This is a genomic window from Micromonospora sp. CNZ286 (genome assembly GCF_014207755.1).
The window spans coordinates 4,609,741-4,627,541 of record NZ_JACHIZ010000001.1 but is presented as its reverse complement, the minus strand read 5'-3'; the positions used below and the strand labels follow the sequence as shown (position 1 = coordinate 4,627,541).

Genomic DNA, 17,801 nt, shown 5'->3' with positions numbered 1-17,801 from the left:
CGTGTCGGGCCGGCCGGTCCTCATACCGGTCGGTTCTCCTGCTCGACGGACTCCACGGCGGGGGCGGCGGACTGCGGCAGCGGACGGCGGTTCGCCATCAGGTCCCGGGCCGCCCGGTAGAACTCGCTGCGCCGCGGCGTCAGCTGGTCCGCGGCGAACTCGTGGGCGACCGCGAGGTTGCGACGCGAGGCGGCAGCCATGGCGTCGGGGTCCGCGAGGGTACGGCGGATGGCGTTGGCCAGGCTGTCGGGGTCGTCCGGCGCAACCAGCATCTCCGGTGGCAGCAGTTCGGGTATGCCACCGACACGCGAGCCGATGGCCGGCAGCCCGCGGGCCATCGCCTCGATCAGGGCCCGGGGCAGGCCCTCGGTCCGGGACGGCATGACGAACAGGTCGGCGGCGTCGAGGTGCCGGCGCAGCGCCTCGACATCGGTGATCAGGCCGGCGAACGTGATCCGGTCGCGGACCCCGAGGCGGGTGGCCAGATCCTCCAGCACCGGCTGGCAGCGCCCGGGGCCGATGTGCACGTGCCGTACCGGCGGGGCCGAGGACCGCAGCAACGAGATCGCCTCGATGAGCGTGTCGATGCCCTTGTAGAGCTGTTCCAGGGAACCGACCGACACGAGGGTCACCGGCCCGGCCGGCAGCCGGGGCGGGCGGGGCTCCCGCACGAACGCCGCCGGCGGCAGGTTCACCGAGCTGAGACCGATGGAGAGCGCCCCCGGGCGGGTGGGATACCGCTCCTGGAGCGAGCGCTTCGTCTCGTACGACACCGCGACGGCGGAACGGCACTGACGCCGGAGGTTGCGGGTGCTCCACACACGCAAGAAGGGCCGCAGCGGGTGCTCGATCACCCCGGGGGCGAAGACCGCGTACGGGTCGCCGATGACCTCCATGGCGTAGGCGAGACCGCGACGGGTGATGTGCCGGTGCATCAGCGTGGCGATCGACGACGGCGCCCGGAGCAGCACCGCCTCCGCGTCCGCGGCGATCCGGCGGACGGCCCGGTCGATGCGGGGCAGGCGTCGCAGGTACTCCTGCGGTCCGAGGTAGTGGGGGATGGGTGCCACGGTCACCCCGTCGCCGTCGACCCGGACCGCGTTCGGCGGGATCTCCGGTACGTCCCGCGCCCGGGCCACCACCCGTACCTCGTCGAAGGCCGCCAGGTATCGCGCCCAGAGCGCGTAGCCGGTGCCGAAGTCCACCCAGAATCGGTTGTCCGGAGTGCGGAGGTACCGGCACTCCTCGGTGATGGTGAGCCTCACGCGAGATGTCCTATCGGTTTACGGGAACCAGGTTGCCGTGCGGGACGCGCGCCTCGGGGCGCGCGGTCGGCTGGACGGAGCGGCCCTTCAACGAGCCGAGCCAGATGACGGTGTAGAAGGCGACGCCGTGCAGGAGAGTGGCGAGCAGGCTGGCGCTCTCCCCGCGGAACCCGTACATCCAGCTGATCGTGTAGAGGATGCTCGCGTAGGCGTAGACGTGGCCCTGCGCGGCGCGGAAGAAGAGCAGCCGGTGCCCGAGGGTCAGCGCGGCGAAGACGACGGGTACGCCGAGGTACCCGAAGTTGGCGTACGCCTCCGCGGTCAGCGAGAAGCCGAAACCCGACGACGAGCCCGGCAGCCAGGCGTCGACCAGCCAGGACATGAGCATCGGCCGTTCCGGGACCAGCGCCGACGGCATCGCGGTGAGGAAACCGTTGAGGTAGCTCTCGCCGGGCCACAGTCGCAGGCTGTCGGCCGCGTTGGTCAGGACGAAGGTGTCCACGAAGAGGGTCGAGCCCTCGTTGAGAACCTTGCTGAGGTTCAGCGCGTCCCCGCTGCGAACGGCGCTGAGATAGGTGGCGGCCAGGACGAACGCGACGCCGGCGATGCCGAACTTCGGCGAGATCCGTCGCCGTTGCAGCAACAGGACGTGCAGCACGACGGCGAAGAGGACGAAGAGGAAGTCCCGTTCGCTGGTGGCCAGGCAGTAGAGCACGTAGAGGCCGAGGTTCACCCAGTAGGCGATCCGGGCCGGGCGCACCGCCCGGGCCAGGAAGTAGATCGAGCAGGCGCACATCTCGACGACCAGATAGCGGGTGTGCAGGGGACCAGCCAGTTCGATCCGTCCGAGCTTGTCGGCGGCCAGCATCGCCGGGCCACGGGTGACCAGGATGGCGAGGGTGTAGGCGGCCAGTCCGTAGAGCACCACCGGAAGGACCGGATTCTCGCGCGGTGTCCGGCCGAGTGCGGTCAGGTCCGGCAGCCGGTCCCGGACCGGCATGAGCAGGCCGACCAGCGTCACACCGCCGAGCGCCAGCGCCAGCACGAGGCAGGCGGCCGGGATCTTGTCGGTGACGATGCCGATGTAGATCTCGTTGCCGAGGGCGTAGTTGATCGCCGGTCCCAGGCCGAAGAAGGCGAGGTAGGCGAAGACGTAGGGCAGGAGATCGGTGCGACCGGACCGGAGGAACAGGGCCAGCAGCATCGCCAGACTGACCGCGAGGGTCAGCCATATCGCGGTGGTGGTGCTCAGCTCCACGGAGACTCCAAATCGGTGTACGGACACTCCGGACCGGGAGCGGCCGGGGGGCGAGAGCGGATTCCGCTCCACATGCGTGCCGGCTGCATTCAAATGTCTAGCAGGAAAGGTCTCCCATAGGCGGCGATTGCGTTTATCGCATTGACTTGGACGGTGCCGTAACCCGTTCGCCCGTCACTCGTTCCTCGACGCATTCGAATCACTTTCGGATGCGATTCTCCGGCTGGTCAGCGTGCGGCGAGGAATTCGTCGAGCGCGCCGAATAGCCGGTCCGCGTCGGCCCCGAGCAGGGTCGACCCGCTGGGCAGGGAGACGCCGGTGGCGAAGAGACGATCCGCCGCGCCGCTCAGGACCGCCTCGTGCCCGCGATGAGCGGGTTGCTGGTGCATGGGCTTGAACATCGGACGCGTCTCGATGTCGTGCCGGGCCAGGTGCGCGGCCAGCTCGTCGGCCCGCCACCCGGCCCGGGCGGGGTCGACGACGAGGGTGGTGAGCCAGCAGTTCGACCCGGGGTCGCCGTCGCCGAGGATCCGGGTGCCGGGAACCGCGGCGAAGAACTTGGCGTACCGCTCCCGTATCGCCCGGCGACGCTCGATCATGCCGTTCAGCCGCCGTAGCTGTGCCCGCCCGAGCGCGGCGAGCAGATTGCTCAGCCGGTAGTTGTAGCCGACCTGCCGGTGTTCGTAGTGCGCGACCGGTTCCCTGGCCTGGGTCGCCAGGTGGCGTGCCCGGTCGATCAGGTCGCCGTCGTCGGAGACGAGCATCCCGCCGCTCGAGGTCGTCATGACCTTGTTGCCGTTGAACGAGAAGACACCCAGCCGGCCGAACGTGCCGGCGTTGCGGCCGCGCCAGGACGCGCCGAGCGCCTGTGCGGAGTCCTCGACCAGCGGGACGTCGAAGTCCGCGCAGGCGGGCAGGATGCGGTCGTAGTCCGCGCAGCCGCCGTTCAGGTCGACCGTCATCACGGCTGCCACGCGGCGGCCCTGCTCCCGCAGCCGGCGCAGCAGCGGCGGCAGCAGCTCGGGGTCGAGGTGCCCGGTTGCGGCGTCACAGTCCACGAAGACCGGCTCGGCCCCGGTGTACCGCACCACGTTGGCGGTCGCCACGAACGTCATGGTGGGCACCACCACGACGGAGCCGGGCCCGGCTCCGATCACCGTCAGCGCCAGGTGCAGGGCGGCGGTCCCGGAGCTCACGCCGACGGCGTGGCCGCTGCCCACCCGGTCCGCCAGCTCGCGTTCGAACGCAGCCAGGTCGGGCCCGTCCGGCGCGACCCAGCCCGAACGGACCGCCGCCAGGATGGACGCCTCCTCGGCCGGACCGACGTCCGGCGGAGAGAGATAGATCCGTCTGCTGACACTCGTGCCGTCCTGCTGATGGGCGGGTCGAGCCATCAGTGAGTAGTCCTGTGCCACGGTGCTGGTCTCCGATGGAAGTGTGGGTGTCACCCGGCGACGCGCAGGGAAACGGGACGTACGCGCGGACCTGATCGTCGCGCCGCTGCGACCTGGCCCGTCGAGTCGGGACCGACTGGTTCAACGCGCCGACCGTGGCGGCCGTTACGGTGTGCCGGCCGACTGCGGCCGACGCCTCACGGCCCGGCGGGCTCGGGCAGCGGGCACCGGTATTCGGGGAAGTAGTCCGAGGACGCGGACCAGGCCGGATCCCGCCGGGATCCCTCCCGCCGGTGCGCCGTCGACAGCCGCCGGTACGCCGGCTCGTCGAGCACCCGCGTGCCCAGGTGGAACGGGACCAGACCGTTCGGTGCGAAGGCGCGCTTGTACCGGAAGATGCCGTCGTCGGGTGCGTACCCGCCGCCCAGGACGAACCGGATCCGCCCCTGAGCGCGTCCCCATCGGCAGATCTCGAACTTGAGGAGATCGTTGGGCCGCAGGTCGAACGCCGCCTCGTCGGTGCCGCCGAGGTACGAGTAGAGGTTGAGCGCGGAGACCAGCACCAGTTCGGTCGAGACGACGCGTCCCTCGTGCACGGCGTGGAAGAAGGCGAATTGGCCGGGCAGTTCGTCGACGATCCGCTCGAAGAACTCGCGGGGGAAGTAGTAGCCGCTCGCCGCGGCGCGCCGGTCCATCGTGCGCTCGTAGATGCCCAGGAAGTCGTCGAGCCGCCCCCCGTCGAGATCGACCACGACGATGACGCCGTTGCGGCGGGCCTTGTTGACGTTCTTGCGGACCTTGTGGTCGAACTCGCGCCACATCTCCTCTTCGCCGGTGCGCAGGTCGCGGACCACGTTCACCAGCTTCTGCCGGACCGGTCCCGGCGGGGGCAGCCGGTCCTCGTCGAAGAGCGTGAGCCGGGTGACCTCGGAGACCACCTGACGCGACCCGCACCAGGCGTCGAACGCCCCCCAGAACTCCTTCGCGTCGAGTTCGGTCGCGCCCTCGGCGAAGGCGCCTCCGTAGCCGTACGCGTTGACGACGTCCCGGTACCGTCGCCCGGGCTCGGCGAGGTGCGGCGCGTCGACCGGGCGGAGCAGGAACGGATACAGCACGAAACCGTGCTCGGTCCGGGCGTACGCGGCCAGCGGCTCGTCCTGCGGCCCGGCGAACAGCCGGAGGTAGGCCGGGTGGGCGAAGACCTCACGCCGGTCCCAGTCCCGGTGCAGAGCGCGCCAGCGCTCGTCGTCCGCCGGCTTGCGGGCGTCCAGGATCTCCAGTCGCATCTGCGCTCCCCGTCGCCTGGCCACGGCCGCCCCGATGGCGGCCGGCCACGTGTCGTCCGTTCTGGGTAACGAGGATCGGCCGGGACGGTGTCGACAGGTGGCCGGGCCGGGTCAGGGCCAGTCGTCGCCCGCTTCGAGGCGCGCGCCGAGCAGCGCAGTCAGCGGAAGGGACTCCCCGTCGCGCCCGCCGCGGCCGATGACGAGTGAGGGCGTGGACGGCTCCGGCCGGGCGCCGAGCAGCCGGGCGCGCAGCCCGGCCGGCACGGTCAGCAGGTAGTAGCGGCCCTCGGTGTCCACCGCCCGGCTCCGGGCCCGGTCCACGTACCACCCGACCAGCGGGGTGCGGTAGCGGCCGCGTCCGCTGTAGGGCGTGGCCACGAGCCGCTCGGTGCGCAGGCCGCGCCCGGCGGCCTCGGCCGCGAACCGGGCGACCAGCTCCGTGGCCTCGGCCTGCTCCGCGGCGCGCTGCCGGGCGTCGGCCTCGGCGTGCGCCCGCACCGCGTGGCGTCGCCGCTCCCGCCACCGCTCGTCGTCGTCGGCACCCACGACCGCGAGGGTACGCCCACCGCCGCGCCCGCCCGACCCGGCCGCTCCCGGGCCGGGCGGAGAAGGCGTGCCCGGTCGTCGCGCGACCACCCGCCGCCGCGTGGATCGTCTAGAGTGCTGACGTCCGTCGCGCCCATCGAGGAGCCTGGTTCGTGCTGCACATCCGGGTGATCGCACCAGCGGACCGCTCGTCCGACATCGCCGACATGCTTGCCGCGGACCCCGGTGTGACCCACCTGGTGGTGTTGCCGGGCGCGGCGCGTCAGCCGGCCGGCGACTACATCACCTGCGACGTGGTCCGGGAGAGCGCCGACGGTGTCCTGCGCCGGCTGCGGGAGATGGGGGTCGAGGCGCGCGGGGCGATCGCCGCCGACGACGTGGAGCTGACCCTCTCGGCCGCCGCGGACCGGGCCGCCGAGGCCGCTCCGGGCCACGGTGACGACGCGCTTATCTGGGACGAGGTCGCCGCGAAGACGGGTGAGCAGACGGTGCTCACCGGCATCTTCCTGGCGCTGATCGTCGTCGCCACCATGATCGCCGGCATCGGCGTGCTGCTCGACCAGCCCATCCTCATCGTCGGTGCGATGGTCGTCGGCCCGGAGTTCGGCCCGCTCGCGGCGCTCTGCGTGGCGCTGCTGCGCGGCAAGGGGGGTGTCGTCGTCCGGTCGGTGCAGGCGCTCGTCGTCGGCTTCGTGGCGGCGATGCTCGCCACCGTGGTCAGCACCTGGGCGCTGGACGCGGCCGGTCTGGTGAGCCGGGAGATGCTGCTGGCCGAGCGGCCGTTGACGGACTTCATCTGGCGCCCGGACGCCCTGTCGTGGGTGGTCGGCCTGCTCGCCGGCATCGCCGGGATGCTGTCGCTGACCTCGAAGAAGTCCGGCTCCCTGGTCGGCGTCCTGATCTCGGTGACCACCGTGCCGGCGGCCGCGAACGTGGCGGTCGCCGCCGCGTACGGCGTCTGGCACGAGGCGGCCGGTTCCGCGCTCCAGCTGGTCGTCAACCTGGCCGCCATCGTGCTGGCGGGTCTGCTCACGCTGCTGGTCCAGCGCTCCTGGTGGCGGCGTGTGGCGCGGCGGTCCCGGCAGCCGGTGCCCCGGCAGCGGGCCGACCGTGACCCCGCGTCCGCCCGGACCGATCCGTCGTCGGGCGGGCACCGGTCGAGCTGACTCGTTCGTGACGTCAGCCCGACCGGCGGCCGCAGACCGTCAGGCCAGACCGGCGCGGCGCAGGGCCTCCGCCATGGCGTCGTTCACCGGCGCCGCCGCTCCGCCACCTCGTCCCTGCCGCGGCGACTGACCACCGCGCGAGCCGCCCCGTTCGCCCTGGCCGCCACGCCGGGCGCCGGCGTCGCCGCGCTGCCCGCCACGGTCGCCGCGCTGCCCGCTACCGTCGCCGCGCTGCCCGCCACCGCGCCGGCCGCCGCGCTCCTCGCCGCCCGGCCCCCCGGCCGCGGGACGGCCACCGGCCGGCGCCTCGTCGTCCAGCCGCAGCGTCAGCGAGATCCGCTTGCGCGGTACGTCCACGTCGAGCACCCGGACCTTGACCACGTCGCCGGACTTCACCACGTCGCGCGGGTCCTTGACGAAGGTGTGCGACATGGCCGAGACGTGCACCAGTCCGTCCTGGTGCACGCCCACGTCGACGAACGCGCCGAACGCGGCCACGTTGGTGACCACGCCCTCCAGGATCATCCCGGGCTGCAGGTCGCTGATCTTCTCCACGCCCTCGACGAACGTCGCGGTCCGGAACTCCGGACGCGGGTCGCGGCCGGGCTTCTCCAACTCGGCCAGGATGTCGGTGACGGTGGGCAGACCGAACGTGTCGTCGACGAAGTCGGTCGCGCGCAGGCCGCGCAGGATGGCCGACCTGCCGATCAGCGCCCGCAGGTCCTGCCCGGTGGAGGAGAGGATGCGGCGCACCACCGGGTACGACTCCGGGTGCACGCTGGAGGAGTCCAGCGGGTCGTCGCCGCCGGGGATGCGCAGGAAGCCGGCGCACTGCTCGAACGCCTTCGGCCCGAGCCGGGGCACCTTCTTCAGCTCCGCGCGGGTGCGGAACGGCCCGTTGGCGTCACGGTGCAGCACGATGTTCTCGGCCAGCCCGGCGCCGATGCCGGACACCCGGGTGAGCAGCGGCGCGGAGGCGGTGTTGACGTCCACGCCGACGGCGTTGACGCAGTCCTCGACCACCGCGTCGAGCGAACGGGACAGCTTCACCTCGGACAGGTCGTGCTGGTACTGCCCGACGCCGATCGACCGCGGGTCGATCTTCACCAGCTCGGCCAGCGGGTCCTGGAGACGGCGGGCGATCGACACCGCGCCGCGCAGCGAGACGTCCAGACCGGGCAGCTCCTGCGAGGCGTACGCGGACGCGGAGTAGACCGACGCGCCGGCCTCGGAGACCACCACCTTGGTGAGCTTCAGCTCCGGGTGCTGCTTGATCAGGTCGCCGGCCAGCTTGTCGGTCTCCCGGCTGGCGGTGCCGTTGCCGATCGCGACCAGCTCGACGCCGTGCGCGGCGGCCAGCGTGGCGAGCGTGTGCAGCGACGCGTCCCACTGCCGGCGCGGCTCGTGCGGGTAGATGGTGTCGGTGGCGACCACCTTGCCGGTGGCGTCGACCACCGCCACCTTCACGCCGGTACGCAGGCCCGGGTCGAGGCCCATCGTCACCCGTGCCCCGGCCGGCGCGGCCAGCAGCAGATCACGCAGGTTGGTGGCGAAGACCCGCACGGCCTCCTCCTCCGCCGCCTGCCACAGCCGCATCCGCAGGTCCGCGCCCAGGTGGATCAGGATCCGGGTACGCCAGGCCCAGCGCACCGTGTCGGCCAGCCACCGGTCGGCGGGCCGCCCCTGGTCGCTGATGCCGAAGCGTCCGGCCACGGCGGCCTCGTAGCGGCTCGGCCCGGTGGCCGCGTCGGCGTCGCCCTCGGCCTCCGGGTCCATGGTCAGGTCCAGCACGCCCTCCTTCTCGCCCCGGAACACGGCGAGGATGCGGTGCGAGGGCAGCTTCGGGTACGGCTCGGCGAAGTCGAAGTAGTCGGCGAACTTCGCGCCGGCGGTCTCCTGGCCCTCGCGTACCCGGGAGACCAGCCGGCCCCGCGACCACATCTGCTCGCGCAGCGTGCCGATCAGGTCGGCGTCCTCGGCGAAGCGCTCGATCAGGATGGCCCGCGCCCCGTCCAGGGCGGCAGCGGCGTCCGCGACGCCCTTGTCCGGGTCGGCGAACCCGGCGGCGACCGTCTTCGGGTCCTGGGCCGGATCGGCAAGGAGCGTGTCGGCGAGCGGCTCCAGCCCGGCCTCGCGGGCGATCTGCGCGCGGGTGCGCCGCTTCGGCTTGTAGGGCAGGTAGATGTCCTCCAGGCGGGACTTGGAGTCGGCGGCGAGGATCTGCGCCTCCAGCGCCTCGTCGAGCTTGCCCTGGCTCCGGATCGACTCCAGCACGGCCGCGCGCCGCTCGTCCAGCTCGCGCAGGTAGCGCAGCCGCTCCTCCAGCGTGCGCAGCTGCGCGTCGTCGAGCAGGCCGGTGGCCTCCTTGCGGTAGCGGGCGATGAACGGCACTGTGGCGCCGCCGTCGAGCAGCTCGACTGCCGCCCTTACCTGCCGTTCGGCGACGCCGAGTTCCTCGGCGATCCGCTGGTGCACAGACTGGGTCACGATCTGATCCGCCTTCTCGGGTGGGTTCCGTCGTGCATTCTGCCCGTTGCTGCGGCACGTGCCGCACCGGCCGGACGGCGGGTCCGGGCCGATATCCCGAAAACGGACTTCCGGCCCCAGAAACCCCTCTAGCCTCCAATCAGGTGATTTCCTACGGTTGTCTGGAGCCCGGGTGAGCGCTGAGAAAGTGGTCGTCATCGGTCAGGGGTACGTCGGTCTCCCGCTGGCCATGCGGGCCGTCGAGGCCGGCTTCGACGTGGTCGGGCTGGACGTCGACGCCGACCGGGTCAAGCGGCTCGCCTCCGGTGAATCCTTCGTGGAGGACATCCCCGCCGACCGGCTGGGGCGGGCGCTCGGCAGCGGCCGCTACCTGCCGAGCACCGAGTACGCCGACGCCGAGGGCTTCGACGTCTGCGTCATCACGGTGCCGACCCCGCTGCGCGACGGCACGCCGGACCTGAGCTACGTCGAGCAGGCCGGCCGGGGTATCGGCCCGCACGTGCGGCCGGGCAGCACAGTGGTGCTGGAGTCGACCACGTATCCGGGCACCACCGAGGAACTGCTGCGTCCGCTGCTCGAAACGGCCAGCGGGCTCCACGCGCCTGGCGACTTCCACCTCGGGTACAGCCCGGAACGCATCGACCCCGGCAACCCGACCTGGCGGTTGGAGAACACGCCCAAGGTGGTCTCCGGCGTTGACGCGCCCGCGCTGGAACGGGTGGACGGCTTCTACCGCCGCATCGTGGAGCGGACCGTTCCGGTGTCCTCCACCCGGGTCGCGGAGCTGACCAAGCTGATCGAGAACACCTTCCGTCAGGTGAACCTGGGCCTGATCAACGAGCTCACGGTGCTCTCCCACCACCTGGGCATCGACGTCTGGCAGGCGATCGACGCCGCGGAGACGAAGCCGTTCGGGTTCATGCCGTTCCGGCCCGGACCCGGTGTCGGCGGACACTGCCTGCCGATCGACCCCTGCTACCTGTCCTGGCAGGTCAAGCGGCGTCTCGGCCGTCAGTTCCGGTTCATCGAGCTGGCCAACGACGTCAACCACGAGATGCCCGAGCACGTGGCGCAGCGGGTGATGACCGGCCTGAACCGCACCGGCCGTGCCGTCAACGGCGCGCGCCTGCTGATGCTCGGCCTGGCGTACAAGAAGAACACCGGGGACATGCGGGACTCGCCGGCGGTGGACGTCGCCCGGCGGCTGTGCGACCTCGGCGCGGACGTCCGCGCCGTCGAGCCGTACGCCGAGGCGCACCAGATCCCGGGTGGGGTGCTCGTCGTGCCGCTGACCGAGCAGGAGGTCAACGCGGCCGATGCGGTGGTCGTCACGACCGACCACGACGTCTTCGACTACGAGATGGTCTCCCGCCGCGCCCGCTACGTGTTCGACGCCCGCAACCGGTGCTCCGGGCCGGTGGTCGAGCGCCTCTAGGCACACCCTGCCCGGCCCGCCGCCGGCTGCGCTAGCGTGGCGATCATGGAGGCACCTGCGGATCCGCGGGCCCGGCGGCTGTTCGGCGGCAGCGCCCGGGCGCTCGGCGACCTGGCCGCCGGCCCGTTCCGGGCCGACCGGGACCGGATCGTCGGCTCGCCGTTCTTCGCCCGGCTGAACGGCGTCACCCAGGTGATCAGCCCGGGTGGTTCCGGGCTGCTGGTGCACAACCGGCTCACCCACAGCCTGAAGGTGGCCCAGGTGGCCCGGGCGATCGCGGAGCGGCTGACGGCCGACCCGGCGCACCGGGACCTGCTGGAGAAGCTCGGCGGCTGCGACCCGGAGGTGGTGGAGGCCGCCGCGCTCGCGCACGACCTCGGGCACCCGCCGTTCGGGCATCTGGGGGAGCGGGTGCTCGACCGGCTGGCCCGGCAGCGCCTCGGGCTGCCCGACGGCTTCGAGGGCAACGCCCAGTCGTACCGGATCGTCACCAGCACCGAGATCCGCGGCGCGGCGACCACCGGGCTGGACCTGACCGCCGCGGTCCGGGCGGCCATGCTGAAGTACCCGTGGACCCGGCTGGACCACCCCGATCCGCACCCGCGCCACCTGGACCCGGCGCCCCGGGGCGCGGCTGCGCCGCCGGAGGATCCGGAGAGCGGTTCGGTGAAGTTCGGCGCGTACCGCACCGAGCTGGACGACCTGCGGCAGGCACGGGAGCCGTTCGCCGGGCGGATCCCGGACTGGCAGCAGACGCCCGAGGCGTCGGTGATGGACACGGCCGACGACATCGCGTACGCGATCCACGACGTGGAGGACTTCTACCGCGTCGGGGTGCTCCAGCAGGGCGCCGTGGCGGCCGAGCTGATGGCCTGGCAGCGCGAGTGCGGGCACCTGCGGTCGATCACGGCGTCGGCGCTGGAGGGGGCGGGCCGGCGGCCGGGAGCCGCGATCGAGCGGCTGCGCCGGCAACTGCACCGCAAGGACGGCTGGATCGCCGACGACGAGGCGTTCGCCGCCGCTGTCGAGCACGTCCGCGAGGAACTGGTGGAAGGGCTGCTGGCGCTGCCGTTCGACGGCTCGATCGAGGCGGAGCAGTACGTGGCCCGGTTCTCCGCCCGCTGGTCGACCCGCTTCGTGGACGCCATCACTGTGACGCCGGACCCGGGGGTCCGTTCCGGGTACGTGCTGCTGGCGAAGGCGCAGTGGCACGAGGTGCAGGTGCTCAAGTTCGTGCACCACCGGTTCGTGCTGGCCCGCCCGGACCTGGCCCTGCACCAGCGTGGCCAGGCCCGGTTGCTGGGCACGCTGGTGGAGGCGCTGTGGGAGTGGCTGCTGGACCCGGACGAGGAGTCCCGGCTGCCGCGCCGCCTGCACGACCTGGTGGAGCTGGCCGAGGCGGAGCTGCACCCGCGTACCCCGGACCGGATCGGCCGGGCCCGGGGCCGGGCGATCATCGACTTCGTCGCGCAGCTCACCGACGGTCAGGCGGTGGCGATGCTCGACGCGTTGTCGGGCCGCTCGGGCGCGCTGTGGACGGACGCCTTCGTGCTCTGAGCCGGCGCGGAGCACGAAGGCGACAGCGCCACCCAGGGACCGCGCCGCGTCAGGCGACCGACTGCCACCACCCGTCCACCGCCGGCGGCTCGTCCACCACGACCCGCTCGCCGGGACGCGGCACGGCCAGCCGTACGTCGCGCGCCTTCGCCTCGGCCCAGAGCCGGTCCACCGGCTCGGACCAGTCGTGCAGGGCCAGGTTGAACGTGCCCCAGTGCACCGGCACCAGCAGTCCGCCGCGCACGTCGAGGTGGGCGGCGACCGCCTCCTCCGGGAACATGTGGATGTGCGGCCACGCCCTGTCGTACGCGCCGATCTGCATGAGCGTCACGTCGAACGGGCCGTGGTCGGCGCCGATCGCGGCGTACCCGTCGAAGTAGCCGGAGTCGCCGGTGTAGAAGACCTTCCGGTGCGTACCGGTGATCGTCCAGGAACTCCAGAGCGTGCCGTCGCGGCGCAGGCCGCGCCCGGAGAAGTGCTGCGCGGCGGTCGCGGTGAGTGTCAGTCCGCCGGCCCGGTGGCTCTCCGACCAGTCCAGCTCGACGATGCGGTGCTCGGGTACGCCCCAGCGGGCCAGGTGCGCGCCGACGCCGAGCGGCACCACGAACGGCGCGGACTGGAGGTCGGCCAGCGTGCGGACGGTCTCCATGTCGAGGTGGTCGTAGTGGTCGTGCGAGATCAGCACCGCGTCGAGCGGGGGCAGGTCGGTCAGGCGGACCGGCGGCTCGTGGATGCGTCGCGGGCCGACCAGCCCGGACGGGGAGCACCTGTCGCTCCACACCGGATCGAGCAGCACCCGGTGCCCCTCGATCTCGACGAGCGTGGAGGCGTGGCCGTACCAGACGACGTTCAGCTCGCGGGCCTGGTCGCCGGCCGGCGCGGCGCCGGGGTGCAGCAGCGGCACCGGGCTGCCCGGCCGCCGCTTCTGCTTGCCGAAGACCAGCTCCCGGAGCAGGTTGCGGCCCGGGTCGGCGACCATCGTGGCGCTGGCGCCGGCCGGGTTGTGGAACGTGCCGTCGCGGAAGCGCGGTGACCGGGCCGCCCGTTCCGCCCGGGCGCCGGTGAGCCGGCCGCCGAGCTGGGCCGGTACGTCCCGCGCCGCCCAGGCCATCCCGGCGACGGCGGCCAGCCCGGCGAGCTTCCACACCCGCCCGCCGCGCGTCCGGTCCGGTTCCCGCCCCGTTGGTTCCCGCATGCTCGTCCCTCCGCCGTGTCCCGTCGTACACGGTAACGACCCTCGTCCCGGTCCGCCCGCGCGACGGCCCGCCCGCGCGACGGCCCGCCCGCGCGACGGCCCGCCCGCACGACAGCCACCCACAGGACGTCAGGGCAGCCGGCGGCGTACCGCGGACGCCACGGTCGCCGCGCGTCCGCCCACGGCCCGGACCACCTGGGACACGTCGGGCAGCCATCCGCCCCGGACCGCCTCACCGGCCGGGTTGGGCGTGAACACGATGCCCTGGTGCGCGGCGACCGGCGTCCGGGTCAGTCCGGCCCGGCGCATCAGCGGCCCGACCAGCACGTCGTACACGCCGGGCAGGACTGTGAAGCCGAAGCGCATGACCACGTTGAGCCGGCCCACCGACACCTCCCGGCGGGGCCGGTCGAGGCATCCGACGATGGCCCGCGCCACCCGTTCGGGCGAGGCGATCGGGGGCGGCGGCCGGCCGACGCGGCCCAGGTAGTTGGCCGCCTGCCGGTAGACGGGCGTGTCGACGCTGCCCGGGTTGACCAGGCAGATCGCGACGCCGGGTGTCTCCCGCGCCTCCTGCTGGAGCGTGCGGGCCAGCCCTTGCAGACCCCACTTTGCAGCGACGTAGCCGCTCATGTAGGGCGCGGTGATGTGCCCGAGCACCGAGCCGGTGAGCACGAGCGTGCCGCCGCCGGTGGTCCGGAAACGGCGCAGCGCCTCCCGGGCCACCGCCGCGGCGGCCAGCAGGTCGGTGCGGACCACCTGCTCGAACACCTCGGCCGGGGTCTCGTCGAAGCGGCCGTAGGACATCACCGCGGCGGTGTGCACCCAGGCGTCGACGCGGCCGAACTCGGCCCGCGCCGCGTCGGCGAGCGCGGCCACCGCGCCGGGCTCGGTCACGTCCATCGGTACGGCGATCGCCCGCGCGCCCGCCGCCCGGCACTCGTCGCGTACCTCGTCGAGCGTGGCGGGGGAGCGGGCCGCGAGAACCAGCCGGTCCCCGCGGCCCGCCAGCTCCCTGGCGGTCGCCCGGCCGATCCCGCTGGTCGCGCCGGTGACGACCACCGTCCGGGTCACGGTGCGAGCACGACCTTCACGCAGCCGTCCTCCTTCTTCTGGAACATCTCGTACGCGCGCGGCGCGTCGGTCAGCGGCAGCCGGTGGGTCCGCAGGTCCTCGACGCCCAGCGGGTCGTCGTCGCGCTCCAGCAGCGGGATGATCTCGTCGACCCAGCGCCGCACGTGGCACTGGCCCATGCGCAGCTGGATGCCCCTGTCGAACATCTCCATCAGCGGCATCGGGTCCTGCTCGCCGCCGTACACGCCGGAGATCGACACGGTGCCGCCACGCCGTACGGCCTTGAGCGCGGCGTGCAGCACCACCAGCCGGTCCACGCCGGCCTTGTCGGTCATCGCCTGGGCCAGCTTGTCCGGCAGCAGCCCGGCGGCGGTCTGGGCCATCTTGCCCAGCGGCGCGCCGTGCGCCTCCATGCCGACCGCGTCGATCACGGCGTCCGGGCCGCGTCCGTCGACCAGGTCGATGAGCGCGCCGGGTACGTCGTCGAGCTGGCTGACGTCGAGCACCTCGATGCCGTGGCGGCGGGCCATCTCCAGCCGCTCGGGGACCAGGTCCAGCCCGATCACCCGGCCGGCGCCGAGGTGGCGGCCGATCCGGGCGCTGAACTGTCCGACCGGGCCGAGCCCGAACACGGCGAGCGTGCCGCCGGGCGGGGTGTCCGCGTACTTCACCGCCTGCCAGGCGGTGGGCAGGATGTCGGAGAGGTAGAGCCAGCGCTCGTCCGGGCCGCTGTCCGGGATGGTGATCGGGCCGAACTGGGCCTGCGGCACGCGCAGGTACTCGGCCTGGCCGCCGGGGATCGAGCCGTACAGCGAGGTGTAGCCGAACAGGGACGCGCCCTTGCCCTGGCTGGTCACCTGCGTGGTCTCGCACTGTGCGTAGAGCTGCCGCTCGCACATCCAGCACGAGCCGCAGGAGATGTTGAACGGGACGACCACCCGGTCGCCCTTCTTGAGCCGGGTCACGCCGGGCCCGACCTCCTCGACGACGCCCATCGGCTCGTGCCCGAGGATGTCGCCGGGCTTCAGGTACGGCCCGAGCACCTCGTACAGGTGCAGGTCGGAGCCGCAGATGGCGGTCGAGGTGATCCGGACGATCGCGTCGGTCGGCTCCTCGATCCGGGGGTCCGGGACGTCCTCCACGCGGACGTCCCGCTTGCCGTGCCAGGTCAGTGCCTTCATGCCTGTCTGTCCCCTCTCCGGTGGCGTCCCTCGGACTGCTACCCGGCAGAGGGCCGTTGAATCGGCGGCGCCGGTCACCGTGGCGTGAGGTCGACAGCCACGGCGATCGTGCTGGTGCTGGCGGCGGTGGCGGCGAGGGCGCCGATGTCGAGGCGGCGGCCGGCGCGGTCGGTGACGGCGCCGGCCGCGAGCCGCAGGCCGGCGACGGGCGTGCCGAGCGTCGCCGACGCGGCCTCCAGCAGCCGCCGCCGGGCCACCGCCACGGCGACCCGGAGCGGGGTACGGGTTCCGACGGCCGGATGGGGCGCGCCACGTGTCCGGCCGGCTGCCGGTCGTGGCGGTGGCACACGGACGCGCCGGCGCGGCACCGAGAGCCCGTCGGCGATCAGTTCGGCGGCCGAGGTGTCGCCGTCGTACCGGTCCGGCGGCAGCGTGAACGACACGGTCCCGTCCGGGGCGACCTCGACGGAGATCAGGGCCGCCCCGGGCAGGGCCGTGGCCGTCATGATCTCGCCGAGTCCGAGCAGCCCGGCCACGTCCGGCGACGGCGTCCGGGCGGCGGCCGGGTACGCGGCGGTGAGTTCGGCAGCGGCCACGAGGACCGGCGCGGCCAGCACGTACCCCAGGAACGGAGGGAGGGACACGGTCATGGTGCTCACCCGGGCGCTCGTCGTCGCAGCCGGGGACGGGAGGTGCCCGGCTGCGACGCGGTGGTCAGAACTCGCGGTTGCCGAGCGGGATCTCGATGTTGATGGACTGCCCCTCGGACAGGAACAGCAGGGCGAGCTTGCGCAGGAACTCGTCGAACAGCCAGTAGCACTCCGGTGCGAGCGGGAACGGCAGCAGCGCCTCCCGGACCGCGATGAACGGGCCCCAGCTCGTCCGCAGCAGCGTGTCCCAGAGCAGGTCGCGCGGGATCTCCAGCCAGTTGGCGATCTGGTTGCCGAGCATGAACCGGGTGAACGAGCCGAGGATGGGCTTGCTGAGCAGCCCGGCGTCGATCTCCTTGCCGAGGCCGAGCAGGATGTCGGCGAGCGCGTTGCCCTCGCGGGTGGGCGCGAGGATCGGGTCGAGGACCTCGCCGGCCTGGGAGTTCGCCTCGCTCCAGGTGGCCGGGATGTACTCGTCCCTGATGCCGAGCATGTGCGCGGCCACCTGCCACAGGTGCAGGAAGGCCGTCGACTCGGCGGCGGGGATCGGCACCCGCCAGTCGGTCAGTTTCCGCATGACCGTGGTCGGCAGGCTGTGCCAGGTGACCATCATGTCCCGCTGGCTGATCGGGATGTCCTCGGGCGCGACGTCGGCCCACTCGGGCGACTGCGGCAGGAGGTGACGCACACCGGCGTGCGCGAGCCGGGTCTTGACGGCGGTCACGATCATCGAGCCGTCGGGCTGGTACGCGTTGGCGGTGCCGATGTCGTACCCGAGCTTGGCGGTCTTGGAGATGCGGTCCTTCATGTCCGCGCCGCCCTTGGAGTAGTAGACGGCGCGCGCCTCCTTCGGGATGACTGTGCTCATCATGCCGCTGGCCAGGCCGTAGAGCACGCCGAGGTAGAGCCCGCGCTTCTCGTTGAAGCGCACGGCGGTGGCCAGCTTGCCCTGGTCCACCCAGGACGGCAGCACGCGTGCGCGTTCGATGAACGCGCGGACGTCCGCCGGGAGGCCGGAGGGCAGCGGCTGGCCGTTCCTCGTCCACGTCCGCAGCAGTTGGTTGACCAGTGGCGCCTCGCCCCGGTCCAGGAGGGAGGCGACGAGCGGGTCGGCCTCCTCGTCCCACACCCAGCGGGGGTCCACGCCCGCGCCGGCGCCGGCCACCGATCCCTTCGGAGACCAGGTCCACGCCGACCGGGCCTGTGCCGGAGCGGCGACGCTGAGCGCGCCGAGCGCGCCGAGTGCCCCACCGGCCTTCAACATCTTGCGCCTGCTTACCGGTTCCACGTTCACTCCTCGGGGTCGA

The 17,801-nt window shown here is 72.8% G+C and carries 14 protein-coding genes; 3 read left to right on the top strand and 11 right to left on the bottom strand.

Going from position 1 to position 17,801, the window contains the following annotated elements; genetic code table 11:
- Nucleotides 1-20: 20 nt before the first annotated feature.
- The 5 genes from FHX31_RS20165 to FHX31_RS20145 form a co-directional block, all read right to left on the bottom strand.
- A complete protein-coding gene (locus FHX31_RS20165) occupies nucleotides 21-1,265 on the bottom strand; it encodes a glycosyltransferase family 4 protein (protein WP_184976998.1) in 1,245 nt (414 codons plus the stop codon).
- 10 nt (nucleotides 1,266-1,275) lie between these two features.
- A complete protein-coding gene (wzy, locus tag FHX31_RS20160; protein ID WP_030270446.1) occupies nucleotides 1,276-2,523 on the bottom strand; it encodes an O-antigen polysaccharide polymerase Wzy in 1,248 nt (415 codons plus the stop codon).
- 227 nt (nucleotides 2,524-2,750) lie between these two features.
- Nucleotides 2,751-3,917: an aminotransferase class I/II-fold pyridoxal phosphate-dependent enzyme gene (locus tag FHX31_RS20155; protein ID WP_184976997.1), complete on the bottom strand. Its 1,167-nt coding sequence runs from the start codon at nucleotides 3,915-3,917 to the stop codon at nucleotides 2,751-2,753.
- 197 nt (nucleotides 3,918-4,114) lie between these two features.
- A complete protein-coding gene (locus tag FHX31_RS20150; RefSeq protein WP_114919932.1) occupies nucleotides 4,115-5,203 on the bottom strand; it encodes a GNAT family N-acetyltransferase in 1,089 nt (362 codons plus the stop codon).
- A gap of 111 nt (nucleotides 5,204-5,314) precedes the next feature.
- Nucleotides 5,315-5,749 carry a hypothetical protein gene (locus tag FHX31_RS20145; RefSeq protein ID WP_114919933.1) on the bottom strand — a complete coding sequence of 145 codons (435 nt, stop codon included), beginning with the start codon at nucleotides 5,747-5,749 and terminating at the stop codon, nucleotides 5,315-5,317.
- A 152-nt stretch (nucleotides 5,750-5,901) separates the two neighbouring features.
- Here FHX31_RS20145 and FHX31_RS20140 point away from each other — a divergent pair, with 152 nt between their 5' ends.
- The gene (locus tag FHX31_RS20140; RefSeq protein WP_013285303.1) at nucleotides 5,902-6,915 is read left to right on the top strand and encodes a DUF389 domain-containing protein; all 1,014 of its coding nucleotides are present in this window, start codon (nucleotides 5,902-5,904) and stop codon (nucleotides 6,913-6,915) included.
- Between the two features lie 39 nt (nucleotides 6,916-6,954).
- Here FHX31_RS20140 and FHX31_RS20135 read toward each other — a convergent pair whose 3' ends face one another.
- Nucleotides 6,955-9,402: a Tex family protein gene (locus FHX31_RS20135; protein ID WP_184976996.1), complete on the bottom strand. Its 2,448-nt coding sequence runs from the start codon at nucleotides 9,400-9,402 to the stop codon at nucleotides 6,955-6,957.
- A gap of 58 nt (nucleotides 9,403-9,460) precedes the next feature.
- On the opposite strand from FHX31_RS20135, the gene FHX31_RS20130 reads away from it, so the two are divergent.
- Both FHX31_RS20130 and FHX31_RS20125 read left to right on the top strand, forming a co-directional pair.
- A complete protein-coding gene (locus tag FHX31_RS20130; protein ID WP_396783979.1) occupies nucleotides 9,461-10,837 on the top strand; it encodes a nucleotide sugar dehydrogenase in 1,377 nt (458 codons plus the stop codon).
- A gap of 45 nt (nucleotides 10,838-10,882) precedes the next feature.
- Complete coding sequence (locus FHX31_RS20125) at nucleotides 10,883-12,394, top strand: deoxyguanosinetriphosphate triphosphohydrolase family protein (RefSeq protein ID WP_071098804.1); 1,512 nt, start codon at nucleotides 10,883-10,885, stop codon at nucleotides 12,392-12,394.
- A gap of 49 nt (nucleotides 12,395-12,443) precedes the next feature.
- On the opposite strand, the gene FHX31_RS20120 is transcribed toward FHX31_RS20125, so the two are convergent.
- The 5 genes from FHX31_RS20120 to FHX31_RS20100 form a co-directional block, all read right to left on the bottom strand.
- Nucleotides 12,444-13,589, bottom strand: coding sequence for an MBL fold metallo-hydrolase (locus FHX31_RS20120; RefSeq protein WP_030270435.1), 1,146 nt, complete (start codon nucleotides 13,587-13,589; stop codon nucleotides 12,444-12,446).
- A gap of 129 nt (nucleotides 13,590-13,718) precedes the next feature.
- Nucleotides 13,719-14,663: an SDR family NAD(P)-dependent oxidoreductase gene (locus tag FHX31_RS20115; RefSeq protein WP_114919936.1), complete on the bottom strand. Its 945-nt coding sequence runs from the start codon at nucleotides 14,661-14,663 to the stop codon at nucleotides 13,719-13,721.
- Nucleotides 14,660-15,844 (bottom strand): zinc-dependent alcohol dehydrogenase, encoded by a 1,185-nt coding sequence (locus FHX31_RS20110; RefSeq protein ID WP_013285309.1) that lies wholly within the window; start codon nucleotides 15,842-15,844, stop codon nucleotides 14,660-14,662. Before FHX31_RS20110 ends, FHX31_RS20115 begins: the two co-directional genes overlap by 4 nt.
- A gap of 74 nt (nucleotides 15,845-15,918) precedes the next feature.
- Nucleotides 15,919-16,494 carry a hypothetical protein gene (locus FHX31_RS20105; RefSeq protein WP_013474767.1) on the bottom strand — a complete coding sequence of 192 codons (576 nt, stop codon included), beginning with the start codon at nucleotides 16,492-16,494 and terminating at the stop codon, nucleotides 15,919-15,921.
- 64 nt (nucleotides 16,495-16,558) lie between these two features.
- On the bottom strand, nucleotides 16,559-17,782 hold the full coding sequence (locus FHX31_RS20100; RefSeq protein ID WP_184976994.1) for an oxygenase MpaB family protein: 1,224 nt from the start codon (nucleotides 17,780-17,782) through the stop codon (nucleotides 16,559-16,561).
- Nucleotides 17,783-17,801: the final 19 nt, after the last annotated feature.

Coding starts and splice junctions, on each gene's coding strand:
- FHX31_RS20155 (WP_184976997.1), bottom strand. CDS start 3,917: ATGGCTCGACCCGCCCATCAGCAGGACGGCACGAGTGTCAGCAGACGG.
- FHX31_RS20150 (WP_114919932.1), bottom strand. CDS start 5,203: ATGCGACTGGAGATCCTGGACGCCCGCAAGCCGGCGGACGACGAGCGC.
- FHX31_RS20125 (WP_071098804.1), top strand. CDS start 10,883: ATGGAGGCACCTGCGGATCCGCGGGCCCGGCGGCTGTTCGGCGGCAGC.
- FHX31_RS20120 (WP_030270435.1), bottom strand. CDS start 13,589: ATGCGGGAACCAACGGGGCGGGAACCGGACCGGACGCGCGGCGGGCGG.
- FHX31_RS20110 (WP_013285309.1), bottom strand. CDS start 15,844: ATGAAGGCACTGACCTGGCACGGCAAGCGGGACGTCCGCGTGGAGGAC.
- FHX31_RS20105 (WP_013474767.1), bottom strand. CDS start 16,494: ATGACCGTGTCCCTCCCTCCGTTCCTGGGGTACGTGCTGGCCGCGCCG.